At 63.1% G+C, this 25,779-nt stretch carries 20 protein-coding genes; 10 read left to right on the plus strand and 10 right to left on the minus strand.

What is annotated here, in order from left to right; genetic code table 11:
• Nucleotides 1–42 precede the first annotated feature (42 nt).
• The gene (locus tag EB233_RS00705) at nt 43–1,641 is read right to left on the minus strand and encodes an ABC transporter substrate-binding protein (protein ID WP_027052583.1); all 1,599 of its coding nucleotides are present in this window, start codon (nt 1,639–1,641) and stop codon (nt 43–45) included.
• Nucleotides 1,642–2,139: 498 nt separating this feature from the next.
• Here EB233_RS00705 and EB233_RS00710 point away from each other — a divergent pair, with 498 nt between their 5' ends.
• Both EB233_RS00710 and EB233_RS00715 read left to right on the plus strand, forming a co-directional pair.
• Nucleotides 2,140–4,182: a long-chain fatty acid--CoA ligase gene (locus EB233_RS00710; RefSeq protein ID WP_064990469.1), complete on the plus strand. Its 2,043-nt coding sequence runs from the start codon at nt 2,140–2,142 to the stop codon at nt 4,180–4,182.
• Nucleotides 4,183–4,238: 56 nt separating this feature from the next.
• Nucleotides 4,239–4,928 (plus strand): class I SAM-dependent methyltransferase, encoded by a 690-nt coding sequence (locus tag EB233_RS00715; protein WP_064990729.1) that lies wholly within the window; start codon nt 4,239–4,241, stop codon nt 4,926–4,928.
• Here EB233_RS00715 and EB233_RS00720 read toward each other — a convergent pair.
• Together EB233_RS00720 and pgi are read right to left on the minus strand one after the other, a co-directional pair.
• Nucleotides 4,925–5,647 carry an HAD family hydrolase gene (locus EB233_RS00720; RefSeq protein WP_064990728.1) on the minus strand — a complete coding sequence of 241 codons (723 nt, stop codon included), beginning with the start codon at nt 5,645–5,647 and terminating at the stop codon, nt 4,925–4,927. The two genes, EB233_RS00715 and EB233_RS00720, sit on opposite strands and share 4 nt — an antisense overlap.
• 5 nt (nt 5,648–5,652) lie before the next feature.
• Complete coding sequence (gene pgi, locus EB233_RS00725) at nt 5,653–7,296, minus strand: glucose-6-phosphate isomerase (protein WP_064990468.1); 1,644 nt, start codon at nt 7,294–7,296, stop codon at nt 5,653–5,655.
• 300 nt (nt 7,297–7,596) lie between these two features.
• On the opposite strand from pgi, the gene pdxR reads away from it, so the two are divergent.
• Together pdxR and EB233_RS00735 are read left to right on the plus strand one after the other, a co-directional pair.
• Nucleotides 7,597–9,090, plus strand: a complete 1,494-nt coding sequence (pdxR, locus tag EB233_RS00730) for a MocR-like pyridoxine biosynthesis transcription factor PdxR (RefSeq protein WP_064990467.1) — start codon at nt 7,597–7,599, stop codon at nt 9,088–9,090.
• Nucleotides 9,091–9,281: 191 nt separating this feature from the next.
• Nucleotides 9,282–10,871 carry a trimethylamine methyltransferase family protein gene (locus EB233_RS00735; RefSeq protein WP_064990466.1) on the plus strand — a complete coding sequence of 530 codons (1,590 nt, stop codon included), beginning with the start codon at nt 9,282–9,284 and terminating at the stop codon, nt 10,869–10,871.
• A 12-nt stretch (nt 10,872–10,883) separates the two neighbouring features.
• Here the strand turns inward: EB233_RS00735 and EB233_RS00740 are convergent, their stop codons facing one another.
• From EB233_RS00740 to EB233_RS00755, 4 genes are all read right to left on the minus strand, one after another.
• A complete protein-coding gene (locus EB233_RS00740) occupies nt 10,884–11,282 on the minus strand; it encodes a hypothetical protein (protein WP_081294159.1) in 399 nt (132 codons plus the stop codon).
• A gap of 65 nt (nt 11,283–11,347) precedes the next feature.
• Nucleotides 11,348–12,739 (minus strand): chromate efflux transporter, encoded by a 1,392-nt coding sequence (gene chrA / locus EB233_RS00745; RefSeq protein ID WP_064990465.1) that lies wholly within the window; start codon nt 12,737–12,739, stop codon nt 11,348–11,350.
• Entirely contained in the window at nt 12,736–13,560 is an 825-nt protein-coding gene (locus tag EB233_RS00750) for a chromate resistance protein ChrB domain-containing protein (protein ID WP_064990464.1), read from the minus strand. The genes chrA and EB233_RS00750 overlap by 4 nt, the downstream gene beginning before the upstream one ends.
• A 231-nt stretch (nt 13,561–13,791) precedes the next feature.
• Nucleotides 13,792–15,597, minus strand: coding sequence for an IlvD/Edd family dehydratase (locus tag EB233_RS00755; protein ID WP_064990463.1), 1,806 nt, complete (start codon nt 15,595–15,597; stop codon nt 13,792–13,794).
• Between the two features lie 149 nt (nt 15,598–15,746).
• On the opposite strand from EB233_RS00755, the gene EB233_RS00760 reads away from it, so the two are divergent.
• Nucleotides 15,747–16,196: an SRPBCC family protein gene (locus EB233_RS00760; protein ID WP_027052593.1), complete on the plus strand. Its 450-nt coding sequence runs from the start codon at nt 15,747–15,749 to the stop codon at nt 16,194–16,196.
• A gap of 9 nt (nt 16,197–16,205) precedes the next feature.
• Here the strand turns inward: EB233_RS00760 and EB233_RS00765 are convergent, their stop codons facing one another.
• On the minus strand, nt 16,206–17,375 hold the full coding sequence (locus EB233_RS00765; protein ID WP_244277738.1) for an Mrp/NBP35 family ATP-binding protein: 1,170 nt from the start codon (nt 17,373–17,375) through the stop codon (nt 16,206–16,208).
• Nucleotides 17,376–17,552: 177 nt separating this feature from the next.
• Between EB233_RS00765 and EB233_RS00770 the strand changes: the two genes are divergently transcribed.
• The gene (locus tag EB233_RS00770; RefSeq protein ID WP_064990462.1) at nt 17,553–17,930 is read left to right on the plus strand and encodes a VOC family protein; all 378 of its coding nucleotides are present in this window, start codon (nt 17,553–17,555) and stop codon (nt 17,928–17,930) included.
• 39 nt (nt 17,931–17,969) lie between these two features.
• On the opposite strand, the gene EB233_RS00775 is transcribed toward EB233_RS00770, so the two are convergent.
• Both EB233_RS00775 and EB233_RS00780 read right to left on the minus strand, forming a co-directional pair.
• The gene (locus EB233_RS00775) at nt 17,970–18,974 is read right to left on the minus strand and encodes an inorganic phosphate transporter (protein ID WP_064990461.1); all 1,005 of its coding nucleotides are present in this window, start codon (nt 18,972–18,974) and stop codon (nt 17,970–17,972) included.
• Nucleotides 18,975–18,977: 3 nt separating this feature from the next.
• The gene (locus EB233_RS00780; RefSeq protein WP_064990460.1) at nt 18,978–19,619 is read right to left on the minus strand and encodes a DUF47 domain-containing protein; all 642 of its coding nucleotides are present in this window, start codon (nt 19,617–19,619) and stop codon (nt 18,978–18,980) included.
• A gap of 169 nt (nt 19,620–19,788) precedes the next feature.
• Between EB233_RS00780 and EB233_RS00785 the strand changes: the two genes are divergently transcribed.
• The 4 genes from EB233_RS00785 (at nt 19,789) to fdhF (ending at nt 25,778) form a co-directional block, all read left to right on the plus strand.
• On the plus strand, nt 19,789–20,688 hold the full coding sequence (locus EB233_RS00785) for a LysR family transcriptional regulator (RefSeq protein WP_027052598.1): 900 nt from the start codon (nt 19,789–19,791) through the stop codon (nt 20,686–20,688).
• A 134-nt stretch (nt 20,689–20,822) separates the two neighbouring features.
• A complete protein-coding gene (locus EB233_RS00790) occupies nt 20,823–21,302 on the plus strand; it encodes a formate dehydrogenase subunit gamma (RefSeq protein ID WP_027052599.1) in 480 nt (159 codons plus the stop codon).
• Nucleotides 21,299–22,855 (plus strand): formate dehydrogenase beta subunit, encoded by a 1,557-nt coding sequence (locus tag EB233_RS00795; protein WP_064990459.1) that lies wholly within the window; start codon nt 21,299–21,301, stop codon nt 22,853–22,855. Before EB233_RS00790 ends, EB233_RS00795 begins: the two co-directional genes overlap by 4 nt.
• A gap of 10 nt (nt 22,856–22,865) precedes the next feature.
• Nucleotides 22,866–25,778 (plus strand): formate dehydrogenase subunit alpha, encoded by a 2,913-nt coding sequence (fdhF, locus tag EB233_RS00800; RefSeq protein WP_064990458.1) that lies wholly within the window; start codon nt 22,866–22,868, stop codon nt 25,776–25,778.
• The last annotated feature ends 1 nt before the right edge of the window (nt 25,779 follow it).

A 25,779-nucleotide genomic window follows, 5' to 3' on the forward strand; every position in this document is an offset into this window, starting at 1 on the left:
GTAGGGGGGCGGCGCTTCATTGCGCCGCCCCGCTCTATAGTCTTATTCGGCCTTGTCAACGCCGTCGAAGCGGTGGATGCCGAGCGGGTCCATCATGAAACCGCTGACATTCTTGCGCACGACCGCGTAGACTTGGCTATGCGCCAGCAGGAAGGCCGGAGCCTGCTTCTGGAAGACGACCTGCGCCTCTCCATAGAGCTTGGCGCGCTCAGCCTGGTCGCTGGTCTTCTTGGCCTTCTGGATCAGGTCTTCGAAGTCCTTGTCGCACCAGCTGGAGTAGTTCGAGACGCCGATGGCGGAGCAGGCGAACAGGGTGGCGAAGAAGTTGTCCGGATCGCCATTGTCGCCGGTCCAGCCAATCTGGAAGGCGCCCGGACGGTCCTTCTTCTTGCCCTCCGAGCGATACTTGGTCCACTCGTAGTTGACGATCTCTGCCTTGACGCCGACCTTGGCCCAGTCGGCCTGGATCAGTTCGGCAGCGCGCTGGAAGTTCGGGTTGTACGGGCGAACACGGTCGGAAGCCCAGAGCTGGATTTCGGTCAGTCCGGCAGCGGACAGAACTTTCTTGGCCGCATCCGGATCGTAGGCGTCCGTTTTCACGTCCTTGTTCCACGACCACATGGTCGGCGGGATCAGGTTTTCGGCAGGCGTGGCGCCGGCGTCCTGGAACAGCGACTTGATCAGAGCTTCCCGGTCGATCGCCTGGTTGAGCGCGTGGCGCACCTCAGGCTTGTCGAGCGGCGGGATGGTGGTGTTGTAGCTCATATAGCCGATGTTCAGGCCGGCCTGATCCATCAGGGTCACGTCCTTGTTGGCCTTGATCGTGCCGATGTCGGCCGGGTTCGGATAGGGCGCGATGTCGCATTCGCCGGCAAGCACCTTCTGGATGCGGGCGGTGGCGTCAGGCGTGATGGCGAAGACGAGATCGTCGATCTTTTCCTTGCCCTTGAAATAGTCCGGGTTGGCCGCATAGCGGATGACCGAATCCAGCTGGTAGTCGACGAACTGGAACGGGCCGGTGCCGATCGGCTTGGTCGAGAAATCGGCCATCTTGCCGTCCTTCGCCAACTGGTCGGCATATTCCTTCGAGACGATCGACGCGAAGTCCATGCCGAGATTGGCCAGCATCGGCGCGTTCGGCTCGGTCAGCGTCAGCTTGACCGTCAGATCATCGACCTTTTCCCACTTAGCGACGTATTTCGGCATGTCCATGCCGGTGTAATAGTCCCAGGTCAGGTTCGGCAGATACTTGTCGCCGTTCCAGGGGTTTTGCTTGTTGAACTGGCGATCGAAGGAGAAAACGACGTCGTCCGCATTGAGATCACGCGTCGGCTTGAAATAGTCCGTGGTCTGGAACTTCACGCCCGGATGCAGGTGGAACGTATAGACCAGGCCGTCGTCGGAGATTTCCCACTTGTCGGCGAGGCCGGGCTCAACCTCGGTGCCACCATGCTTGAACTCGACCAGACGCGAATAGACGGTGCGCGACGAGGCATCGAAATCGTTGCCACCGGTCGTCGTACCCGGGTCGAAATTGGCCGGCGACGCTTCCGAGCAATAGACAAGCGTCTTGGCGTTGGCCACGCCGCCCAGGACGCTTGCAGCCAACAACGCGGCCGCAAAAGCGAGTTTCTTTTTCATTGAGCACTCCCTGATGTTCTTCCAAGCCCCTCTATCAGGCTCGCGAAGCGCGCATATAAGCACCGTTTTTCCGGCTTTGGAACACCCCGTTTGCTTACCCCTCGGGAAGCAGGAAAAAAATCCGCAATTTTGCTAAATTGCAGAAAAAATTAGCAGTTTTTTCCATTCACGAGATTGTTAACGACCTCATTTTTTTATTGATCCGGCATCTGGCGACAGCGATCCCGCGTCGTGCCCTCATCGGGCCACGGATGCGAAAAGATACCGGTTGGAAGTGCCGCCGACGGGGAAGATTTTCGACGGCAAATCTTTCGGCGCCTTGCCGCAAGGGCAAGACTTGCACCGCCGCCGATAGAGGCAATACATAGATGGATATGCTGGCGGCAGCGGAGGACGTCTCTGTCATCTGGAGGCGGTCGCGGCACAAGCGACCAGAAATGGGCGACCAGAAATGGGCGAACAAGAATTGGGCGAACAAGAATTGCTAGGGAGGAACGGGTGGCAAAAGCATCGAAGACGCCGGTGAAGGAGCCGGCAAAGGCAGTCTCGAAACCAGCCGCCGCCAGCGGGCAACGCAAGGCTGCCGCCAAGGCCGTGACCGCCAAGGCAGACGCCAAGCCTGCCGGCAAGGCACCCGCGACAAAGCCTGTGGCCATCCCCAAGGCTGTCACGAAGCCGGCCGCGAAGGCCGCCCCCGCAAAGACCTCGCCAACCAGGACTTCGCCGGCAAAGACGCCTCCGACAAAGGCTGGGGCAAACAAGGCCGCGACGGCCAAGGCTGCATCACCAACGAAGGCAACGGCGGCACCAAAACCGGCACCGTCGACAGGCCAGCGGCTGCCAAAGGCGCTCACCGAACTCGCCGCCGGCCTGCCGCAAAAACCATGGCTGAAAAGCTATCCGAAGAACATGCCGGCCGAGATCGGGCCCCTTCCCTACAGTTCCATCGGCGACTTCCTCGTCGCCGCCTGCAAGCAGTTTGCCGGTCAGCCGGCCTTCACCTGCATGGGCAAGTCGATCACCTATGCGGAGCTCGAGCGGCTCTCGGCGGCTTTCGGCGCCTATCTGCAATCGACGGGACTGCAGAAGGGCGCGCGCGTTGCGCTGATGATGCCGAATGTGCTGCAGTACCCGGTGGCCATGATGGCCGTGGCCCGCGCCGGCTATACGGTGGTCAATATCAATCCGCTCTACACGCCGCGCGAACTGGAACATCAGCTCAAGGATTCCGGCGCGCAGGCCATCGTCATCCTCGAAAATTTCGCCGGCACACTGCAAGCCGTGATCGCCAGGACTTCGGTCAAGCATGTGGTGGTCGCCGCCATGGGCGACATGCTCGGCCGACTGAAAGGCACGATCGTCAATCTGGTCGTGCGGCGCGTCAAGAAGATGGTGCCGGCCTGGTCATTGCCTGGCCATGTCAAGTTCAACGCGGCGCTGAAGGCTGGCAGCGGCATGAATTTCAAGCCGGCCACGGTCGCCGCCAATGATGTCGCCTTCCTGCAATATACCGGCGGCACGACGGGAATTTCGAAGGGCGCGACCCTGTTGCACAGCAATGTGCTGGCCAATGTCGCGCAGAACTCGCTGTGGGTCGAGGATGCCTACACGGTCAAGCCGAAGCCCGCGCATCTCAACTTCGTCTGCGCGCTGCCGCTCTACCATATTTTCGCACTGACGGTGAACGCGCTGATGGGCATGCAGCAAGGCGCCCAGAATATCCTCATTCCCAACCCGCGCGACATTCCAGGCTTCGCCAAGGAGCTCGCGAAATATCCGGTCCACATCTTTCCCGGTCTCAACACGCTGTTCAATGCGCTGCTCAACAACGAGGATTTCCGCAAGCTCGACTTCAAGCCGCTGATCCTGACGCTGGGCGGCGGCATGGCGGTGCAGAAGGGCGTTGCCGAGCGCTGGAAGGCGCTGACCGGCTGCCCGGTCTCGGAAGGCTATGGCCTGTCGGAAACCTCGCCGGTGGCGACCGCCAACAAGTTCACTTCCGGCGACTTCACCGGCACGATCGGCCTGCCGCTGCCGTCGACCGAAATCGCCATCCGCGACGATGACGGCAACAATTTGCCGCTGGGCGAGGTCGGCGAAATCTGCATCCGGGGGCCGCAGGTGATGGCCGGCTACTGGAACCGGCCGGACGAGACCGCCAAGGTGATGACCAAGGACGGCTTCTTCAAGTCGGGCGACATGGGCTTCATGGACGAGCGCGGCTACACCAAGATCGTCGACCGCAAGAAGGACATGATCCTGGTCTCCGGTTTCAACGTCTATCCGACCGAACTCGAAGAGGTCGTGGCCATGCATCCCGGTGTGCTCGAAGTGGCGGCGATCGGCGTGCCTGACGAGCATTCCGGCGAAGTGCCGAAGCTGTTCATCGTCAAGAAGGATCCGGCGCTCACCGCCGAGGCCATCACCGCTTTTTGCCGCGATAACCTGACCGGCTACAAGCGGCCCAAATACATCGAGTTCAGGACCGAGTTGCCGAAGACGCCGGTCGGCAAGATCCTGCGGCGGGCGCTGCGCGCCTAGTGGCAGAGGATTGCGCCGGCGACAACGCGCCATGCAATGAGTTGCCGGGCAACGTTATGCCGGACCGGCAGCGGCGCATCGACCCGGCGGAATTCATCAAGGCGAACATGCGCCTTGTCCCGGTGCCCGCGCTTGCCGAAATCCGGTTCTACACCGCCCATCCTGGCAGTGGGTTGAGTCGGCTCATCGATCGGGAAGACGATGCCGACGAGGCGGCTGCGGAACCGCAGCCGCCCTACTGGGCCTATGCCTGGGCCGGGGGCGCGGCGCTGGCGCGTTACATCCTCGACCATCCGATGACCGTGGCGGGCCGCCGCGTGCTCGACCTCGGGGCGGGTTCAGGCATTGTCGGCATCGCCGCCGCGAAGGTCGGCGCGCGCCAGGTGATCGCCGCCGAGATCGACCGCAACGGCGTTATCGCGATCGGCCTCAATGCGGCGGCCAACGGCGTCGCGATCGCCGTGGTAAATGACGATATCACCAAGGGTTCGCCGCCCTCGGTCGATCTCGTACTCGCCGGTGACGTATTCTACGGGCAAGACGTCGCCGAGCGCGTCATGCCTTTCCTCAACCGCTGCTTCGCCGCCGGCATCGAGATCCTGGTTGGCGATCCGGGCAGGGTCCATCTGCCCCGGTCGCGGTTGCGCCTGCTTGCCGAATATGATGTGCCGGATTTCGGCGATGCGAAAGACGCAGCCGCAAGACCAAGCGGCGTCTTTCGTTTCGAAACCGAACCAGGCGGCTAGACCGTCTCCTTGACCCGCGCCGAGAGGAAATCCGGCAGGTCGGCAACCGAATCCAGGATGACGTCGGCAATCTCGGCCAGCGATTCACGCGTACCGGTGCCGGAAAGCACGCCCACCGCCAGCCCACAGCCACCGGCGCGCGCCATTTCGAGATCATGGCGGTTGTCGCCAACCATGGCGATCTCCGACGGCTTCAGGCCGGTAAGGTCGCAAAAGGCCTGGATGGTGTCGGGCGCGGGTTTGGGATTGGCGACAGCGTCATATCCGTAAGCGGCGTCGAACAGTTGCGCGACGCCCAGCGTGACCAGGGTTTTTTCCGCACCGCTGGTGGAATCATTGGTGGCAACGCCAAGCCGGTAGGACCTGTTGTGCAGCACCGCCAAGGTGTCGACGATATCAGGCAGCGCCACCGCCATTGCCGAGCCCTGCACCGAGGTGATCTCGTTGAAGCGGGCGACGGCCAGCATCTGATCTTCGTTCGACAGGCGCGGAAACCACAGTTCGACAACGTCTAGATTGGTGCCGGAGGCAAAGATGGAGTCCGGCTTGAAGCGCCGGTTGGCGAAATCGAAGCCTGCCGCGGCGAGCAGCCGGTCGGCCTTCCAGCGATCGCCATCGGCGGCATCCATGGCCATGAAATCGGCAACGCCGAGCCAGGTCGCGTTGAAGTCGACAAGTGTCCCGTCCTTGTCGAACAATATGCCCTTGATGTCTGTCAAACTTTTCACTCCGAACCACGCAATTCATGGATGCGTTCCACAAGGCCCCTGGTCGAGGCGTCCCGATTTGCGGCGCTTTCCTTGCCTTCCACGACAGGCAGCAGGCCGGTCGCCAGTTCCTTGCCGAGCTCGACACCCCACTGGTCGAAGGAATTGATGTTGAACAGCGTGCCCTCGACGAAGACGCGGTGCTCGTAGAGCGCGATCAGCCGGCCGAAGGTGCGCGGGTCGAGTTTGCGGTAGAGGATGGTCATCGACGGCCGGTTGCCCGAGAAAACGCGGTGCGGTGCAATTTTGTCGACATCGGCCGGCTTCATGCCCTTGGCCAGCATCTGCGCGCGCGCTTCGTCCAGCGTGCGGCCCTTCATCAGCGCTTCCGATTGCGCCAGGCAATTGGCGAGCAGCAAATCATGCTGGTGCTTGAGATCGGGCTCGTGGCCGACAGCCGCGGCAAGGAATTCGACCGGGATGAAGTCCGTGCCCTGGTGCAGGAGCTGGAAGAAGGCATGCTGGCCATTGGTGCCCGGCTCGCCCCAGACCAATGGCCCGGTCGGTGTCGTCACGGGAGTGCCGTCGAGAGTGACGCCCTTGCCGTTCGATTCCATATCGAGTTGCTGCAGATAGGCCGGCAGCCGGGACAGGCGCTGGTCATAGGGGATGACCGCGCGCGCCGGATATTGGCAGATGACACGATGCCACCAGCCGACCAGCCCCAGCAGCGCTGGCAGGTTCTTCTCCAGCGGGGCGGTGCGGAAATGCTCGTCCATTTCGTGGGCGCCATCGAGGAAGGCGCGAAAGTTCCTCGGGCCGACGGCGATCATGACGGGAAGGCCAATCGCGCCCCAGACCGAATAGCGACCCCCGACCCAGTCCCAGAAGCCGAAGACGCGATCCTGCTCGATGCCGAACTTGGCGACCAGGTCGAGCGCCGTCGATACCGCGGCGAAATGCTTGCCGACCGCCTGCTTGCCGAGAGCCTTCTGCACCCAGTCGCGCGCGGTCTGCGCATTGGTCATCGTCTCGACGGTGGTGAAGGTCTTGGAAGCGATGATGAACAGCGTGGTTTCGGCTGAGAGGCCCTTGAGCGTGTCATGGATATGGGCGCCGTCAATGTTGGAGACATAATGCGCGCGCGGCCCGTCATGATAGGGGGCGAGCGCCAGCGTCGCCATGGCCGGGCCGAGGTCGGAGCCGCCAATGCCGATGTTGACGATGTCGGTGATCTTCTTGCCGGTGGCGCCCACCGCCTTGCCGGAACGGATGGCATCGGCGAAAGCGCCCATCGCGTCGAGCACGGAAAGGACATCGGCCTTGACGTCCTGGCCATCGACGATGACGCCCTTGCCGCTCAGATTACGGAGCGCCGTGTGCAGTACGGCGCGGTCCTCGGTGATGTTGATCTTCTTGCCGGCGAACATCGCGGCGCGGCGGCCTTCGAGATCGGCGGCACTGGCCAGTTTTTGCAGCAAGTCCATGGCGATGGCATCGACCGCGCATTTCGACCAGTCGAGCAACAGGTCGCCGTCGGTGGCGGAGAATGTCTGGAATCGCTGTGGATCGGCGGCAAAGGCCTGGCGCATGCTGGCAGGTGCCGCGGCGCGATGATCGCGCAAGGCGGCGAGCTGTTTCTGGAAGGCTGATTTATCCACTGGCGGGACTCCTGGCTTTTTCGACGTACTTTATCAGACCGGATGTTTCCGTCGCGTGTCGTCGCGACAAACCTATTGAGCCGAATTCCGTGCGGTCAATACGCGGTGATGCCGCATCGCATCACAATGCCATGGCACGATGCATCCCACGGCAAGGCGGGAACCGACTGATCTCGGCGGAAGGATCACTGGCATAAATCCCAAAGATCAGAAAAATTGATTGGCGCAACCCCTTGTGCCACCGTTACATTCGACTGGTCCAGCCAAGCGAAAAAAGCTGGCCATCGAGGAACATCTCCCATGCCACAGAGAAACGACACGGCGATATGGTCCGGCCTGTTCCGGATTTCGGCTGAATCCGGCCAGACCCTGCAGGCGCAGATCCGCCAAGCCATCGTGGCCGCCATTCTCGATCGCCAGATTGCCGCTTCGATGCCGCTTCCCTCCTGCCGGATCCTGGCCGAAAAACTCGGCGTGGCGCGCGGCACCGTGGTGCTGGCCTTCCAGCAACTCGTCGACCAGGGTTTCCTGGTAGCGCGCGAGCGGCGTGGCCATTTCGTCAATCCCGACGTGCTGGCGACACCGGCCAAGCCGCACCAGAAGGCGCCCGACCAGGCCAACGAGATCGACTGGAAGGCGCGCCGGCAGATCGCCGCCAGCGACATGCCGCCGCCGGCCAAGCACGAGAACTGGATCAAGTCGTCCTACCCCTTCGTCTACGGCCAGTTCGACCCGGCGCTGTTCCCGACCGCCGAGTGGCGCGAGTGCAACCGCATGGCGCTGGCCGTGCTCGAAATCCGCAACTGGGCGTCCGACATGGTCGACCGTGACGATCCGCTGTTGATCGAGCAGATCCAGGCGCGGCTGTTGCCGCGGCGCGGCATCTTCGCCAATCCCGACGAGATCATCGTCACGCTGGGCGCACAGAACGCGCTTTACATGCTGGCGTCTCTGTTGATGACCAAGGGCTCGAAAGTGGCGATGGAAGACCCCGGCTACCCCGATGCGCGCTCGATCTTTCGCCTTGCCGGCGCTGACATCCAGCCGGTGCCGGTCGACCAGTCGGGCATCGTAACCTCCTCTATCCCCAATGATTCCGGCTTCGTCTTCGTCACGCCCAGCCATCATTGCCCGACCATGGTGCCGTTGTCGGCCGAGCGGCGGCAGGATCTGCTTGCACGCGCCAACCGGCACAATCAGATCATCATCGAAGACGGCTATGACAGCCAGCTTCTCGACGAGGCGCCGCAGCAGTCGCTGAAGAGCCTCGATCGCTCCGGCCGCGTCATCTATGTCGGCTCGATGTCGAAGACGCTGGCTCCCGGCCTGCGGCTTGGCTACATCGTGGCCTCTGCTGGACTAATCTCCGAGCTCAGGGCGCTACGCCGTTTCATGCTGCGCCATCCGCCGGCGAACAATCAGCGCGCCGTGGCACTGTTCCTGTCGCTCGGTCATCACGAGGCCCTGGTACGGCGGCTGTCGAGTGCCTTCGACGAACGGCGCAAGCGCCTGGTCCATGCGATTTCCGCTTTCCTGCCGGAATGGCGCTCGACCGATTCGGCCGGCGGCACCTCGCTGTGGCTGGAAGGACCGCGGGGTACCGATTCCCGCGGTTTGGCCGAGGCCGCCGCCTCGCGCAGCGTCATCATCGAGCCGGGAGACCGCTTCTTCGACCGCACCGAAAAGCCTTCGCGTTTCATGCGGTTGGGCATCTCCTCGATCGCGCTGCAGCATATCGAGCCCGGTATTCGCGAACTCGCCACCGCAGCCGGCCGCAGACCGGCGGCTGCCTGATCCACCCACTCCACTCCTGACCGGAGCCGCCCATGTGCGGCTCCGACTCCTTTAGCTCTGGCATATGCAACCGGATCGCCTGGCTCATAGGCTGTACCAATGCCGGCAGCATAGTCGGAGCATAAAGGGGAAGAAGCAGCCGATGGTGGACCAACCGCCGCCCTGTTTCCGAGAGAAAGTGGAGTGTCTCCATGTCAGTGGTTCTTGAAAAGCAGGATACGGCGGCGGATCAACGCTCGCGCCGTTCCGGTGGACGCGAAGCGCGCCGTGCGATGAGGGCAGCGCCCTTGGCCGACGACATCAGGCCGGTGCGCGCCGGCCTCGAGGGCGGCAGCTACGGACCGTTGCGCGGCAACGACCAGGAACGCATCCACGAGGCGGTTCTGACGCTGCTGGAGACGGTCGGCTTCGCCAATGCCATCCCCTCCTGCATCGAGGCGCTGACCAAGGCCGGCGCAACCCATGGCGATGACGGCCGCATCCGTTTTCCGCGCGCGCTGGTGCTAGACACCATCAGAAAAGCGGCGCGCAATTTCACCTTGCACGGCCAGGACCCGAAACACGACATGGTGATCCAGGGCAAGCGCGTGCATTACGGCACGGCCGGAGCCGCCGTGCATCTGGTCGATGTCGAGAAGCGCGAATATCGCGAATCACTGCTCCAGGACATTTACGATGCCGCCCGCATCGTCGATGGGCTCGACAACATCCATTTCTTCCAGCGGCCGATGGTGCCGCGCGACATTCCCGATCCGCTCGAGATGGACTTCAACACGCTCTACGCCTGCGTGATGGGTACGTCCAAGCATGTCGGCACCTCGTTCACGGTGCGTGAGAACGTGCAGCCGGCGCTCGAAATGCTCTATGCCATTGCCGGCGGCGAGGAGAATTTCCGCGCCAGACCGTTCGTATCGAACTCCAACTGCTTCGTCGTGCCGCCAATGAAATTCGCCGAGGACGCCTGTGGCGTGCTCGAAGCCTGCGTCGAGGGCGGCATCCCGATCCTGCTGTTGTCGGCCGGACAGGCCGGCGCGACCGCACCGGCGGCGATTGCCGGTGCGGTGGTGCAGGCGGTGGCCGAAGTGCTGGCTGGCCTTGTCTATGTCAACGCCATCAAGCCGGGACATCCGGCGATTTTCGGCACCTGGCCGTTCGTGTCGGACCTCAGGACCGGCGCCATGTCTGGCGGCTCGGCCGAGCAGGCGGTGTTGACCGCGGCCTGCGCGCAGATGGCGCAATTCTACGATCTGCCGGGCGGTTCGGCCGCCGGCATGACGGATTCGAAACTGCCCGACATCCAGTCCGGCTACGAAAAGGGCATCACCGACGTGATGGCCGGCCTTGCCGGGCTCAACCTCGTCTATGAATCGGCCGGCATGCATGCCTCCCTGCTCGGCTTCTGCCTGGAGAGCCTAATCATCGACAATGACATGCTCGGCCACTGCCTGCGCTGCGTGCGCGGCATCGAGGTGACCGACGAAGCGCTGTCGATCGACACCATCGGCGATGTCTGCCTGAAGGGGCCGGGCCACTATCTCGGCAACGAGCAGACGCTGCGGCTGATGCAGACCGAATATTTCTATCCGGCCGTCGGCGACCGGTTTTCGCCGAAGGAATGGAACGAGAAGGGACGGCCCGACATATTGCAGCGGGCAATCATCGAGAAGAAGCGCGTGCTTGCCGAGCGTTTCCCGCGCCACGTGCCGAAACTGCTCGACGACAAACTGCGCACCCGCTTTGGTGATATGATCAAACTGCCGCGCGCCAATATGGGTGGGTAGGTTCGCTTCCCGTCAACCCGCGCTCAGTCCGTAACGCTCGACGACCTCGGGGTTGATCAGCTTGGCATGCAGCGTCATCAGCACGATTTGCGCATCGAAGCTGTCGCCCGCTTCGACAGCGTCCTCGATACGGCGCTCCATCTCCTGCCGCTGCTGCGGGCCATGCGAGCGCTCGAAAATGTCCGACCCGGCGATGCAGTAGCCGACCAATTGCGCCACGGCAGTATAGGCCTGTGGCGGCGGCTCGTCGGGCCATTGATCCTTCATCAGATTGACGATGGTGAGTTTAACGCCCTCCGGCACGAGCGCGGGGTGCAGGTCGGCGCCACGCAAAGCGATGTCGAGCTGCCGCAGGTCGCCCGAGCGGCCGAACATGCCGAGGAAGCCGAGGGAAGAGCGTCGTTTCGCCATGATGTTCCGATCCGTTTTCGACCACTTAGGTGGTCGGCGAGCGGAATACAAAGGCAGGCGAGTCTCTATCCCCTCGCTGCCAACAGCAAGACACCGGCAAGGGCTGATCCGGCGAGCGTCGGCAGCACGCCGATCTTCAGCCTCAGAATGGCGACCATCGCGACACAGGAAAGCAGCGCCGCCCGCCAGTCGATCGACGAAATCACCGGCAGGGTCATACCGAAGCTCATTGCGTGCACCTGGCGGAAAACGACGTGCAAGGCAAACCACAGAGCGAGGTTCATGATCACGCCGACAATCGCGGCGGTGACAGCACCGAGCGCGGCTGACAATGCCTTGTTGCCGCGCAGGGCCTCGATGTAGGGCGCGCCGAGGAATATCCAGAAGAAGCACGGCGTGAACGTCACCCACAAGGTCAGCAGCGCGCCGAGCGATCCGCCAAGCAACGGGTTCAGTGATCCGGAGTGGCGGAACGCGGCGATGAAGCCGACAAACTGCAACACCAGGATGAGCGGACCCGGCGTGGTTTCGGCAAGCCCGAGGCCGTCGACCATTTCACCAGGCGCAAGCCAGCCGAAGGACTGCACAGCGGCCTGTGCGACATAGGCAAGCACGGCATAGGCGCCGCCGAAGGTGACGACCGCCATCAGACTGAAGAACCGGCCTATCTCCGTCCACACGCTGGCGGACCCTGTGAACCACCAGATGAGCAGAACGGGCCCGAGCCAGATCGGCAGCCAGATCGCGATCGTGCGCGGCGCATGCCATCTGGTCGGTTCGACATGGGTCAGTTCGCCGCGCTCGAACATCAGGTCGACCGCACCCTTGCTGTCGGCAGTGTCGCCACTGCCATGCGCGGAGCTGGAAAACAGGCCCGGCGCAACGCGGTCTCCCAGCCATCCCGTCAGGCCAGCGAGCAGGATGATGAGCGGGAACGGCACATTCAACGCATAGATGGCGATGAAGGCCGCGACCGCGATCCACACCATGGCCCGGTTTTTCAGGGCGCGCCGTCCGATGCGGATCACCGCCTCGACGACGATGGCAAGCACCGCCGCCTTCACCCCGAAAAACAGCGCCTCGACGAGCGGTACGTCGCCATAGAGTACGTAGAGGCTGCTCAAGACCAGCATGACCAGCGCGCCCGGCACGACGAACAGGATGCCGGCGACAAGGCCGCCGAGCGTCCTGTGCAGCAGCCAGCCGATGTAGATGGCGAGCTGCTGGGCTTCCGGGCCGGGCAGCAGCATGCAGTAGTTCAGCGCATGCAGAAAACGCTGTTCACCGATCCAGCGCCGCTCCTCGACCAATTCCCTGTGCATCAGTGCGATCTGCCCGGCCGGCCCGCCGAAGCTGAGCAGCCCGATTTTCGCCCACAACTTGAAGGCTTCGCCAAAGCTCGGCGCAACTGGAGCCTCGATGTTCACCGCTCTCTCTTCCGGGACGAGCGTGCTCATGACGGTTTGCCCGTGCCCGTGGCGGGCCAGTTGTGCGTCTCTTCGGTGGCGTCGCGGCACCAGCGGAAGAAAGCATCGTAGAGCAGCATGCCCGCTTCCAACTGCTCCAGATCATCGCGAAACATCCGCGACAGGCCAAGCGAGGCAGCCAGAAAGCCGGCGGCCTGGGGCACCAGGTCGAGGTTTGCGGTGTCGGCCGCGCGCACAATCCCGGCAAGGCGATCGAGCGCCGCGGATTCCAGCCCGAACTCCTCGATCATCGTGTCGAAGGTGCAGCGATCGCCACGATGGCTCCAGAACACATTGTCGATGTCGAACGGCACGGCCTGAAAACGGTCGGCTACAGCCGACACTTCACCGGGTTCGACAAACAGGAAGACCGCGTGAGGATCGACGAAACGCCGGATCAACCAAGGGCAGGCGATGCGGTCGACCTTCGGGCGGGATCGCGTCACCCATACGGTGCGGCCCTTTTCATCGCGCGTCGGCAAATTGTCGATGCGGACCAGAATCCCCCCGGCGCCGCGCCAGGCCTCGAAGCCGCCTTCGAGAGACTCGGCGGGAATGCCGTCGTGCCGCAGCCAGGCGGCGACACCTTGCGACAGTTTCTGCCCTCGCTGGCAGACGACCGAAACTTGCCTGCCGGCAAATTCGGCGGCCCAGGTAGAAACGGTTTTGAAATCACGCCGGCTCGAGGTCGGCAGCAGACGCGGATCGGCATCGAAATCCTCATCGATGCGAACATCGATGATTACCGGGGCACCCGGCAAACCGACCAGACGGGACAGTTGCGATACGGTGATAGCGGTTGTTGACGGCATGGCGTCCACCTCCTGACAGAGAAGCTTGGACGCGAACGTTAGGCTGACGCCTCACGGGGTCGTCGCGATGCACCCCTTGGTCGCGATGGTGAATTTGTTGGGCGCGCTTGTCAAGGATCGCGAGCGGCGACTTGATCCGGGTCAAGCCGCCGTCTGTCGTTGATGTCGACACCTCGCAAGCAGGCGCTCAGCGGTTGTCCCCGGAGCAATCAGTGATTGCCCCCGGGGCAATCAATGATTGTCCCTGGGGACGCCCCTGGTGTGAGCGACATCCTGGTATTTCACCGCCGGCTTCAGCACCATTCCCTGGTCGAACTGATCGACCATGCCGCGCTGGATTTCCTGCCATGGCGTCTGGTGCTGCGGATAGTGGTAGCCGCCATTGCCCTGCAGCGCCGCACGCCGCTTGGCGATCTCGTCGTCGCTGACCAGGATGTTGGCGGTGCCCTTGTTCAGGTCGATGCGAACGCGGTCGCCAGTCTTGAGCAGCGCCAGTCCGCCGCCAACGGCGGCTTCCGGCGAGGCGTTCAGGATCGAAGGCGAGCCCGACGTACCCGATTGGCGGCCGTCGCCGATGCAGGCCAGCGAATGGATGCCCTTCTTGATGAGGTAAGCCGGCGGCTGCATGTTGACGACCTCGGCACCGCCGGGATAGCCGACCGGGCCGGCGCCGCGCATGAACAGGATCGTATGCTCGTCGATGCCTTGCGCCGGATCGTCGATGCGGGCGTGGTAATCCTCGGGACCGTCGAAGACCATGGCGTTGCCTTCGAATGCTTCCGGGTCCTTCGGGTTGGAGAGATAGCGCTCGCGGAATTCCGGCGAGATGCCGCTCATCTTCATGATCGCCGAATCGAAAAGGTTGCCCTTGAAGTTGATGAAGCCGGCATTGGCCTTCAGCGGCTTGTCGACACTGTGGATGACGTCGGCGTTTTCGACGACCGCCGCCTTGCAATTGTCGCCAATTGCCTTGCCGTTGACCGTCAGGGCATCGGGATGCGGCAGCAGCCCGCCCTTCATCAGTTCGGCCACCACCGCCGGCACGCCGCCGGCATGATGGTAATCCTCGCCGAGATACTCGCCGGTCGGCTGCAGATTGACGATCAGCGGCACTTTGAGGCCGATCTCCTGCCAGTCGTCATTGTCGAGCGGCACGCCGAGATGGCGGGCAATGGCGTTGAGATGGATCGGCGCGTTGGTGGAACCGCCGATCGCGGAATTGACGACGATGGCGTTCTCGAAGGCCTTGCGCGTCATGATGTCGGAGGGCTTCAGATCCTCATGCACCATGTCGACGATGCGCTTGCCGGTCTCGTAGGCGATCTGGCCGCGCTCGCGGTATGGCGCTGGGATGGCGGCCGAACCGGGCAACTGCATGCCGAGCGCCTCGGCCAGCGAATTCATCGTGGTGGCGGTGCCCATGGTGTTGCAGTAGCCGGTGGAGGGCGCCGAGGATGCGACGATATCCATGAACTCGTCATAGTCGATCTCGCCGGCCGAGAGACGCTGGCGCGATTCCCAGACGATGGTGCCGGACCCTGTACGCTTGCCCTTGTGCCAGCCGTTCAGCATTGGACCGACCGAAAGCGCGATAGCCGGAATGTTGACGGTCGCCGCCGCCATCAGCAGCGCCGGCGTGGTCTTGTCGCAGCCGATGGTCAGCACGACGCCGTCGAGCGGATAGCCGTAGAGCACCTCGACCAGGCTGAGATAGGCAAGGTTGCGGTCGAGTGCTGCGGTCGGGCGCTTGCCGGTCTCCTGGATCGGATGACAAGGGAATTCGAAGGGGATGCCGCCCATCGAGACGATGCCCTCGCGCACGCGCTTGGCGAGCTCGATGTGGTGCCGGTTGCAAGGCGACAGGTCCGAGCCGGTCTGGGCGATGCCGATCAGCGGCTTGCCCGACATCAGTTCGGCGCGCGTCAGCCCGTAATTCAGGTAGCGCTCCAGATAGAGCGCCGTCATTCCCGGATTGTCGGGGTTGTCGAACCACTCCTGCGAGCGGAATTTTTTCTTCTTGGTGGGGGCGCCGGCCATCACGGTCTCCGTATTTGTATGACAAATCGATATGACAACGCGTCAATGCAAGCAAGGGGCACGCGCGTTCCTAACCCGCACTTTGGTGCGATAGACACAACAGCGGCCCTGCGCTAGGGCTTCGAACCATTGTTTCTGGGAGGTTCTTGATGGCTTTGGTGATCGAAGGCGAGGAACGCATTGCCGCACCCCTGCAAAAAGTCTGGGAAGCGCTGAACGACCCGGTCATCCTGAAAGACGCCATTCCCGGCTGCCAGAGCCTGGAGATGAAGTCGCCGACCGAGATGGCGGCGACGGTCGTGCTGAAGATCGGGCCGATCAAGGCGACCTTCAACGGCGAAGTGACGCTGAAGAACCTCAAGCCGCCGCATTCCTACACCATCCAGGGCGAAGGCAAGGGCGGCATCGCCGGCTTCGCCAAAGGCGGCGCCGACGTAACGCTGACGGCGGATGGACCGGACGCCACGGTGCTCAAATATGCCGCCAAGGCCGAAGTTGGCGGCAAGATCGCCCAGCTTGGCAGCCGGCTGATCGAGTCGACGTCGAAGAAACTGGCGGGGCAGTTCTTTTCCAAATTTGGCGAGAAGGTCGGCGGCTGACGCTCACGGTCACTCGAAGACGATGCTTGGCACCGCCGCTTCCGCCGCGCCGCGCTCTTCATTGACCCTGTCCCAGACCTTGGCGGCGATGTCGCGATAGATTTTCGCCTCGGCGCTGTCGGGCTTCGAGGCCACCACCGGCGCTCCTTCATCCGAGCTTTCGCGGATTCCCATTTCGAGCGGCACTTCGCCAAGGAAGGTGACGCCGAGGCGCTCTGCCTCGCGGCGCGCGCCGCCATGGCCGAAAATGTCGTAGCGCTTGCCGGTATCAGGCGCGATGAAGTAGCTCATGTTCTCGACGATGCCGAGCAGCGGCACGTCGACCTTCTTGAACATGTTGAGCCCCTTGCGGGCGTCGATCAACGCCAGGTCCTGCGGCGTCGAGACGATGACGGCGCCGGCCAGCGGCACCTGCTGCGCCATGGTCAGCTGCGCGTCGCCGGTGCCGGGCGGCATGTCGACGACGAGCACGTCGAGCCGGCCCCATTCGACCTCGCGCAGCATCTGCGTCAGCGCCGACATCACCATCGGCCCGCGCCAGATCATCGGCGTCTCCTCATCGACGAGGAAGCCCATCGACATCACCTTGAGGCCGTAATTCTCCATCGGCTTCAGGATCTTGCCGTCGACCGTCTGCGGCCGGCCGTGGATGTCGAGCAGCTTCGGCATCGACGGGCCATAAATGTCGGCATCAAGCACGCCGACCCGCAAGCCGTTGGCGGCAAGGCCAAGCGCGAGGTTGACGGCGGTGGTCGACTTGCCGACTCCGCCCTTGCCGGAAGCAACCGCGATGATCGCCTCGATGCCGGGCACGCCACGCTTGCCTTGACTGTGCGACGCCGGGGCATGCGGCGCCGGTCGCGGCGCGGCGGGCGGAGCCGGCCTGGGTGCGGGACGCGCCGGAACCGGGGCCTCCATGCCGCCGCCCTTCTTTTCCGCCGTCAGCGCGACAACCGCACCGGCAACACCGGGGATAGCCTTGACGACACGCTCGGCGGCGGCGCGCAGCGGCTCCATCTCCTGCGCACGGGCGGCGGGGACGGTGATCGAGAAGAAGACCTTCGAATCGGCGATGAAAATCTCGGAAACCATGCCGAGGTCGACGATATTGCCGGTGAAGTCCGGCCCGTTGACCGTCTTCAGACGCTCGGTGACGATTTCTTTGGTGACGGACATGATCTTTTCCTCAGCGTTCGGCACTTCAGATAATGCAGTTCTGGGGGAGAACCAAGCAGCCGACTCGACGCACCCTTGGTTCCGCGAGCGAGAACCTCGTTGGATAGCCGTCGCCAAACACGGCACGCGACCTATTTCAGTGGGCAGCATGAGGGAAGACAATCAAGGAAGGATACGGTCATGCTCGCGAACAGCAACGCAACGGCCAATGTGGCGGTGAAAGACCTGGCGAGAGCAAAGGCGTTTTATGAAGGGACGCTGGGCCTCAAGCAGGTAGACGATATAGGTGGCGACTTGATCGTCTACAAAAGCGGCGACACCTTCATCAATGTCTATCATTCCGAGTTTGCCAGGACCAACAAGGCGACGGCGGTCACATGGACGGTCGGCGACCAGATCGAGACTGTCGTCAAATCGTTGAAATCGAAAGGCGTCGCCTTTGAGCATTACGCAATGCCCGGACTGAAAATCGAGGGCGATGTCCATGTCGGCCAAGGCATGAAGGTCGCATGGTTCAAGGACCCGGACGGCAACATCCTCAATCTTGTCAACGGATAGGCCATATCGCGATTGCCGGCGCGCCGGGTGCCGCCCACCTCACCCCGCGAGGTTGACGGCTAGGTAGGTGAGAGCCGAAATCGCCGCCGTCGCGGGCAAGGTCACGATCCAGGCGATGACGATGTTGCCGGCGATGCCCCAGCGCACCGCCGAGACGCGGCGGGCGGCGCCGACGCCGATGATGGCGCCAGTGATCGTATGGGTGGTCGATACGGGAACGCCGAGCCAGGTGGCGGCGAACAACGTGATGGCGCCGCCGGTTTCGGCGCAAAAGCCCTGCATCGGATTGAGGCGGGTGATCTTCGAACCCATTGTATGGACGATCCGCCAGCCGCCGAACAGCGTACCAAGCGCCAGCGCCGACTGGCAGGTCAGGACGACCCAGAGCGGCACGTAGAAGGTGGTGCCGAGCATGCCTTGCGAATACAGCAGCACGGCGATGATGCCCATGGTCTTCTGCGCATCGTTGCCGCCATGACCGAGCGAGTAGAGCGAAGCGGAAAAGAACTGCAGCACGCGAAAGGCGCTGTCGACAGCGAACGGCGTCTGGCGCACGAACAGCCACGAAACCACCAGGATCAGGGCGAGCGCCAGGACAAAGCCGGTCGCCGGCGACAGCACGATCGCGGCAACCGTCTTGCCAAGTCCCGACCAGACGATTGCGCCGATGCCCGCCTTTGCGATGCCAGCGCCGACCAGTCCGCCGATCAGTGCGTGCGAACTGCTCGAGGGAATCCCGGCAATCCAGGTGACGATGTTCCAGACGATGGCGCCGACGAGAGCTGAAAAGATCACCGCCGGCGTGACAATAGTAACGTCGACAATGCCTTTGCCCACGGTCTCGGCAACATGAAGACCAAAGAACATGAAGGCGATGAAGTTGAAGAATGCCGCCCACAAAACCGCATATTGCGGCCTCAGCACGCGCGTGGAGACGATGGTGGCAATGGAATTTGCCGCATCATGCAGGCCGTTCAGAAAATCGAAGAACAGCGCGACGACAACGAGGCCGGCCAGCACAGGAAAGGCGATGGTGGCTTCCATTGCCTAAACGTTCTCGATGACGATGCCGCTGATCTCGTTGGCGACGTCCTCGAAGCGGTCGACCACCTTCTCCAGCTGACCATAGATCTCCGAACCGATCAGATAGGCCATCGCGTCACTGCGCCCATGCCGCCTGAACAGATCCTTCAGGCCCTGCTCATGCAGATCGTCGGCGCGGCCTTCGGCACGCATCACCTCCTCGGCGAGGGCATTGAGACGTGCGCTGTTGGCGCCGACCTTGGCAAGCAGCGGGATCGCCTCCGCGACCAGTCGGGCGGCGTCGACGATGACGGCGCCCATTTCCTGCATCAGCGGGTCGAACTCACGCTTCTCGAACAGCCTTACCGTCTTGACGGTCTTGTGCATCATGTCGATGGCATCATCCATCGACTGGATCAGATCCTTGATATCGCCCCGATCGAAAGGCGTTATGAACGAGCGCCGCACCGCAAGCAGGACTTCCGCCGTGATATGATCGGCCTCGTCCTCGAGATCGACGATTTTCTGGCACCAGCGCTCGATATCGTTGCCCTGCAGAAGCTGCTGCAGCGCCTCCGCGCCGCCGACCACGGTGCGGGAATGGCGCTCGAACAGCTCGAAGAAACGATCTTCGCGCGGCAACAGCTTGCGGAACCAGCCCAGCATGTCAGTCTCCCATCGCGCCTAGTTCACGACCGTTTCATTGACATAGCGCCGCGTGATGCAGTGGGAAACAGTAAGCCAGCTGAAAGATGTGGATGCGGAGCAATTGCGTATGCCGCTTGCGGCAAAGGACAAATTCCCCGAGCCTGTACGTGACGACCGGATGGATGGCATGATCGACAAACTCGAATTCTTCATTGCGCTGGCCAAGGAGGAGCATTTCGGCCGTGCGGCGGAAGTCTGCGGCGTCACCCAGCCGACCTTGTCTGCCGGCATCAAGCAGTTGGAGGGCCAGCTCGGCGTCATGCTGGTCAACCGCGGATCGCGTTTCCAGGGGCTGACGCCAGAAGGCAAGCAGGTGCTGGAGTGGGCGCGCCGCATCGTCGGCGATTCGAGGACCATGCGCGAGGAAATGCGCGCGGCCCGCCACGGCCTGTCCGGCCGCATCCGCATTGCCGCCATCCCGACGGCACTGGCCATGGTGGCGCGTCTGACGACGCCGTTTCGCGACAAGCATCCGGGCGTCACCTTCTCGATCCTGTCGCGGACCTCGATCGAGGTGCTGTCGCTGCTCGGTAATTTCGATGTCGACGCCGGCATTACCTATCTCGACAACGAGCCGCTCGGGCGGGTGACCAGCGTGCCGCTCTATGACGAGCGCTATCAATTGATCACCGCCATCGGAAACCCCTATTCCGACCGCGACAAAGTGACATGGGCCGAGATCAGCCAGTTGCCGCTTTGCCTGTTGACGCCGGACATGCAGAACCGCCGCATCATCGACCAGCACCTGGCGGAGGCTGGCGTGCAAGTGCGGCCGACGCTCGAATCCAACTCGATGATCGTGCTGTTCTCGCATATCCGGACCGGCAAATGGTCATCGATCATGCCGCTTAACCTTGCGGAAACATTCGGCTTTTCCGAGCCGATCCGGGCCATCCCGATCGTCGAGCCCGACGCCAGCCACACGGTCGGCCTGGTCGCGGCGCCACGCGAGCCGCATACGCCGCTGGTGCAGGCGCTGCTGGACGAGGCAATGGCGCTGGCAGACGATTTCCGTACCCACCGCTAGCGCTACACAGGATAGCTGACGGCGCTTGATAGAAGATTTCTATCAAGCAACGGAACAGCTTTATTGATTTCAGAGGTTTCCTCTGATTTCTTAAGCACTTAGCGCCAGACGCAACGACCCAGGGAGGGCACTGCATGACGATGCAGGCCGCAAGTACCGAGATCGCATCGCGCACCGCCGCGATTGTTCAAGAGATGAAGGGCCTTGAAGGCCCGCTATTGCCGATCCTGCACGGCATCCAGGAAGAATTCGGCCACGTACCACAGGACGCCGTGCCCGTCATCGCCGATGGGCTGAACCTGTCCAGGGCCGAGGTGCACGGTGTCGTCACCTTCTACCATGATTTCCGGGCCCGCCCGGCCGGCCGCCATGTGCTCAAGCTCTGCCAGGCGGAGGCCTGCCAGTCGATGGGTTCGGATGCGGTCGCCGCCAAGGTCAAGCAATTGCTCGGCATCGATTTTCACGAGACCACCCGCGACGGATCGGTTACACTCGAGCCGGTCTATTGCCTGGGGCTCTGCGCCTGTTCGCCGTCGGCAATGCTCGATGGCGAGGTGATCGGGCGGCTCGATGACGAAAAGATCGATGAGATCGTCGCGGAGGTACGCTCATGATCCCGCGCATCTACATTCCCGGCGATTCCGGCGCGCTGGCGCTGGGTGCGGAAAAGGTCGCCAAGGCTGTTCGCGCCGAGCTCGCCGAGCGTGGCATCGAGGCCAAGATCGTCCGTAATGGCTCGCGCGGCGCCTATTTCCTCGAACCGATGGTCGAGGTGGCGACCGCCAACGGCCGCGTCGCCTACGGGCCGGTCAAGCCGTCGGACGTCAAGAGCCTGTTCGACAGCGGCTTCCTCACCGGCGGCCATCACAAGCGCTGGCTGGGCGCGCCCGACAAGATCCCGTTCCTGGCCAAGCAGACGCGGCTGACTTTCGCGCGCTGCGGCATCAACGACCCGTTGTCGCTCGACGGGTACAAATCGCTCGGCGGCCTCAAGGGCCTGCAGAACGCGGTGGCCATGGCGCCGGCCGAGATCGTCAAGCAGGTGACCGAGTCCGGCCTGCGCGGTCGTGGTGGCGCGGGTTTCCCGACGGGCATCAAATGGAAGACGGTGCTGGATACGACGTCCGAGCGCAAATACATCGTCTGCAACGCCGACGAGGGCGACAGCGCCACCTTCGCCGACCGCATGATCATGGAAGGCGACCCCTTCGTGCTGATCGAAGGCATGGCGATCGCCGGCGTCGCCACCGGCGCGACCAAGGGTTTCGTCTACATCCGCTCGGAATATCCGCATGCGGTGGCCGTCATGAACAAGGCCGTCGAAATCGCCCGCAAGGCTGGCGTGCTCGGCGTCAACGTGCTGGGTTCGCCCAATGCCTTCGACATGGAAATCCGCGTCGGCGCCGGGGCCTATGTCTGTGGTGAGGAGACCTCGCTGTTGAACAGCCTGGAAGGCAAGCGGGGCGTGGTTCGTGCCAAGCCGCCGCTGCCGGCCATCCAGGGGCTGTTCGGCAAGCCGACGGTGATCAACAACGTCATCTCGCTGGCGTCCGTTCCGATCATCATGGACAAGGGTGCCACCTTCTACAAGGATTTCGGCATGGGTCGCTCGCGCGGCACGATCCCGATCCAGATCGCCGGCAACGTCAAGCAAGGCGGCCTGTTCGAAACGGCTTTCGGTCTGACGCTGGGCGAGATTGTCGACGATATCGGCGGCGGCACGGCAACGGGCCGGGCGGTCAAGGCGGTGCAGGTCGGCGGGCCACTTGGCGCCTATTTCCCGCGCGCGCTGTTCGACACGCCGTTCGACTACGAGGAGTTCGCCAAGCGTGACGGGCTGATCGGCCATGCCGGCATCACCGTGTTCGACGACACCGCAGACATGTTGAAGCAGGCGCGCTTTGCCATGGAATTCTGCGCCATCGAGAGCTGTGGCAAGTGCACACCCTGCCGCATCGGCTCGACGCGCGGCGTCGAGACCATCGACAGGCTCGCCGCGGGTATCGAACCGGAAAAGAACCTCGCGCTGGTCACCGACCTCTGCAACACGATGAAGTTCGGGTCGCTGTGCGCGCTGGGCGGCTTCACCCCCTACCCGGTGATGAGCTCGATCACGCATTTCCCCGAGGATTTCAAGCCCGCGCCGGCGCGCGTGGCTGCTGAATAGGAGCTGGCAGATGAACATCAAGGCCGACTTCCCGACACTCGTCGAGGAACTCGACTACGGAACCCCGGAATCGAAGGCGCAAAAGCAGATCACGCTGATCGTCGACGGCCGCAGCATCAGCGTGCCGGAAGGCACGTCGATCATGCGCGCGGCGATGGAAGGTGGGGTCGAGATTCCCAAGCTTTGCGCCACCGACATGCTGGATTCGTTCGGCTCCTGCCGTGTCTGCCTGGTCGAGATCGAAGGGCGCGGCGGCACGCCGGCCTCCTGCACGACACCGGTGGGCGAAGGCATGGTGGTGCGCACGCAGTCCGACCGGCTCGACGCCATCCGCCGCGGCGTCATGGAACTTTACGTTTCCGACCATCCGACCGGCTGGAACGAAAAGGCCGGGACCGGCGCGAGCGAGTTCGACGCGGTGGCGAAGTCGGTCGGCCTCTCCGAGAACCGCTACGGCGTCGAAGGCCGCAACCACGTCAAGGAAGAGAACGGCGTCGCGCCGGGCCATGGTTCGCTGGCGGTGGACTACATCGCCCGCGATGAATCCAACCCCTATTTCACTTATGATCCGGCGCAATGCATCGTCTGCTCGCGCTGCGTGCGGGCATGCGAGGAAGTGCAGGGCACGTTCGCGCTGACCATCGAAGGCCGCGGTTTCGAATCGCGCATGGTTGCCGGCATGCATGAGGATTTCATCGCCTCGGAATGCGTCTCCTGCGGCGCCTGCGTGCAGGCCTGCCCGACCGATGCACTGCGCGAAAAGACAGTGCTCGAAAAGGGCATGCCGGAGCGCTCGGCCGTGACCACCTGCGCCTATTGCGGCGTCGGCTGCTCGTTCAAGGCCGAAGTGAAGGGCGACGAGGTCATTCGCATGATGCCCTACAAGGATGGCATGGCGAACCACGGCCATTCCTGCGTGAAGGGCCGCTTCGCCTATGGCTACGCCACCCACAAGGACCGCATCCTGTCGCCGATGATCCGCGAGAAGGTCAGCGACCCCTGGCGGGAAGTGAGCTGGGAAGAGGCGATCGCCCACACGGCCAAGGAATTCCGCCGGATCCAGTATCAATACGGCCGCACCTCGATCGGCGGCATCACCTCCTCGCGCTGCACCAACGAGGAAACCTATCTCGTCCAGAAGCTGGTGCGGCAGGGTTTCCGCAACAACAATGTCGATACCTGCGCCCGCGTCTGCCACTCGCCGACCGGCTACGGCCTCGGCCAGACTTATGGCACCTCTGCCGGCACCCAGGATTTCGACTCCGTCGAGTTCACCGATGTCGCCGTCATCATCGGCGCCAATCCCGCATCCGCCCATCCAGTGTTCGCCTCGCGGCTCAAGAAGCGGCTGCGTCAGGGGGCCAAGCTGATCGTGCTCGATCCGCGCCGCACCGAGATGGTCAAGTCGGCGCATATCGAGGCCGACTATCACCTGCCGCTGAAGCCCGGCACCAACGTGGCGGTGCTGACGTCGCTGGCGCATGTCATCGTCACCGAAGGGCTGTTCGACGAAGCCTTCATCCGCGAACGCTGCGACTGGACGGAGTTCCAGGATTGGGCTTCCTTCGTCGCCTTGCCGGAGAACAGCCCGGAAACCGTAGGCAAGCTTTCCGGCGTCGACCCGGAGCTGATCCGGGGTGCTGCGCGGCTCTATGCCAAGGGCGGCAACGGCGCGATCTATTACGGCCTCGGCGTCACCGAGCACAGCCAGGGCTCAACCACGGTGATGGCGATCGCCAACCTCGCCATGGCTACCGGCAATATCGGCCGGCCTGGTGTCGGCGTGAATCCGCTGCGCGGCCAGAACAACGTGCAGGGCTCGTGCGACATGGGCTCCTTTCCGCACGAACTGCCCGGCTATCGCCACATCTCGGGCGAGGCAGTGCGCGACATCTATGAAAGCCTGTGGGGCGTGAAGCTGGACGATGAACCCGGCCTGCGCATCCCCAACATGCTGGATGCCGCTGTCGACGGCTCGTTCAAGGGCATCTACATCCAGGGCGAGGACATATTGCAATCCGACCCCGACACCAAGCATGTCGCCGCCGGCCTCGCCGCCATGGAATGCGTCGTCGTGCACGACCTCTTCCTCAACGAGACGGCGAACTACGCGCATGTCTTCCTGCCGGGCTCGACCTTCCTCGAGAAGGACGGCACCTTCACCAATGCCGAGCGCCGCATCAACATGGTGCGCAAGGTGCTGGAGCCAAAGGCGCGCTATGCCGACTGGGAAGCGACGCAGGAGCTTGCCCGTGCGATCGGGCTGGACTGGAACTACCAGCATCCTTCCGAGATCATGGACGAGATCGCCAAGACGACGCCGAGCTTCGCCAGCGTCTCCTTCGATCTGCTCGACCGTGTCGGATCGGTGCAATGGCCCTGCAACGAAAAGGCGCCGCTCGGCACGCCGATCATGCATATCGACGGTTTCGTGCGCGGCAAGGGCAAGTTCATCCGCACCGAATATGTTGCGACCGACGAGAAGACCGGGCCACGCTTCCCACTGCTTTTGACCACCGGCCGTATCCTCAGCCAGTACAATGTCGGGGCGCAGACGCGGCGCACCGAGAATGTCATGTGGCATTCGGAAGATCGGCTTGAGATCCATCCACATGACGCCGAAAACCGCGGACTCAGGGATGGCGACTGGGTGCGGCTGACCAGCCGCTCCGGCGAGACGACGTTGCGGGCGCTGATCACCGACCGTGTGTCGCCTGGCGTGGTCTACACAACCTTCCACCATCCGGACACGCAGGCCAACGTCATCACCACCGACTTCTCCGACTGGGCGACCAACTGTCCGGAGTACAAGGTGACGGCGGTACAGGTCGGCGCCTCGAACGGCCCGTCGGACTGGCAGCGCGATTACAACGAGCAGGCCGAGCACAGCCGGCGCATCGCCCCGCTGCAGGCGGCGGAGTAGT

This window comes from Mesorhizobium erdmanii (assembly GCF_013170725.1).
In the GTDB taxonomy this organism is placed as follows: Bacteria; Pseudomonadota; Alphaproteobacteria; order Rhizobiales; family Rhizobiaceae; genus Mesorhizobium; species Mesorhizobium erdmanii.

Excerpts from the sequence above, each read along its gene's own strand:
- EB233_RS00770 (WP_064990462.1), top strand. The coding sequence starts at position 17,553 with ATGCTCGCGAACAGCAACGCAACGGCCAATGTGGCGGTGAAAGACCTG.
- EB233_RS00705 (WP_027052583.1), bottom strand. The coding sequence starts at position 1,641 with ATGAAAAAGAAACTCGCTTTTGCGGCCGCGTTGTTGGCTGCAAGCGTC.
- EB233_RS00785 (WP_027052598.1), top strand. The coding sequence starts at position 19,789 with ATGATCGACAAACTCGAATTCTTCATTGCGCTGGCCAAGGAGGAGCAT.
- chrA (WP_064990465.1), bottom strand. The coding sequence starts at position 12,739 with ATGAGCACGCTCGTCCCGGAAGAGAGAGCGGTGAACATCGAGGCTCCA.
- EB233_RS00755 (WP_064990463.1), bottom strand. The coding sequence starts at position 15,597 with ATGGCCGGCGCCCCCACCAAGAAGAAAAAATTCCGCTCGCAGGAGTGG.
- EB233_RS00780 (WP_064990460.1), bottom strand. The coding sequence starts at position 19,619 with ATGCTGGGCTGGTTCCGCAAGCTGTTGCCGCGCGAAGATCGTTTCTTC.
- pdxR (WP_064990467.1), top strand. The coding sequence starts at position 7,597 with ATGCCACAGAGAAACGACACGGCGATATGGTCCGGCCTGTTCCGGATT.
- fdhF (WP_064990458.1), top strand. The coding sequence starts at position 22,866 with ATGAACATCAAGGCCGACTTCCCGACACTCGTCGAGGAACTCGACTAC.
- EB233_RS00760 (WP_027052593.1), top strand. The coding sequence starts at position 15,747 with ATGGCTTTGGTGATCGAAGGCGAGGAACGCATTGCCGCACCCCTGCAA.
- EB233_RS00775 (WP_064990461.1), bottom strand. The coding sequence starts at position 18,974 with ATGGAAGCCACCATCGCCTTTCCTGTGCTGGCCGGCCTCGTTGTCGTC.
- EB233_RS00735 (WP_064990466.1), top strand. The coding sequence starts at position 9,282 with ATGTCAGTGGTTCTTGAAAAGCAGGATACGGCGGCGGATCAACGCTCG.
- EB233_RS00795 (WP_064990459.1), top strand. The coding sequence starts at position 21,299 with ATGATCCCGCGCATCTACATTCCCGGCGATTCCGGCGCGCTGGCGCTG.
- EB233_RS00715 (WP_064990729.1), top strand. The coding sequence starts at position 4,239 with ATGCCGGACCGGCAGCGGCGCATCGACCCGGCGGAATTCATCAAGGCG.
- EB233_RS00740 (WP_081294159.1), bottom strand. The coding sequence starts at position 11,282 with ATGGCGAAACGACGCTCTTCCCTCGGCTTCCTCGGCATGTTCGGCCGC.
- EB233_RS00750 (WP_064990464.1), bottom strand. The coding sequence starts at position 13,560 with ATGCCGTCAACAACCGCTATCACCGTATCGCAACTGTCCCGTCTGGTC.
- EB233_RS00790 (WP_027052599.1), top strand. The coding sequence starts at position 20,823 with ATGACGATGCAGGCCGCAAGTACCGAGATCGCATCGCGCACCGCCGCG.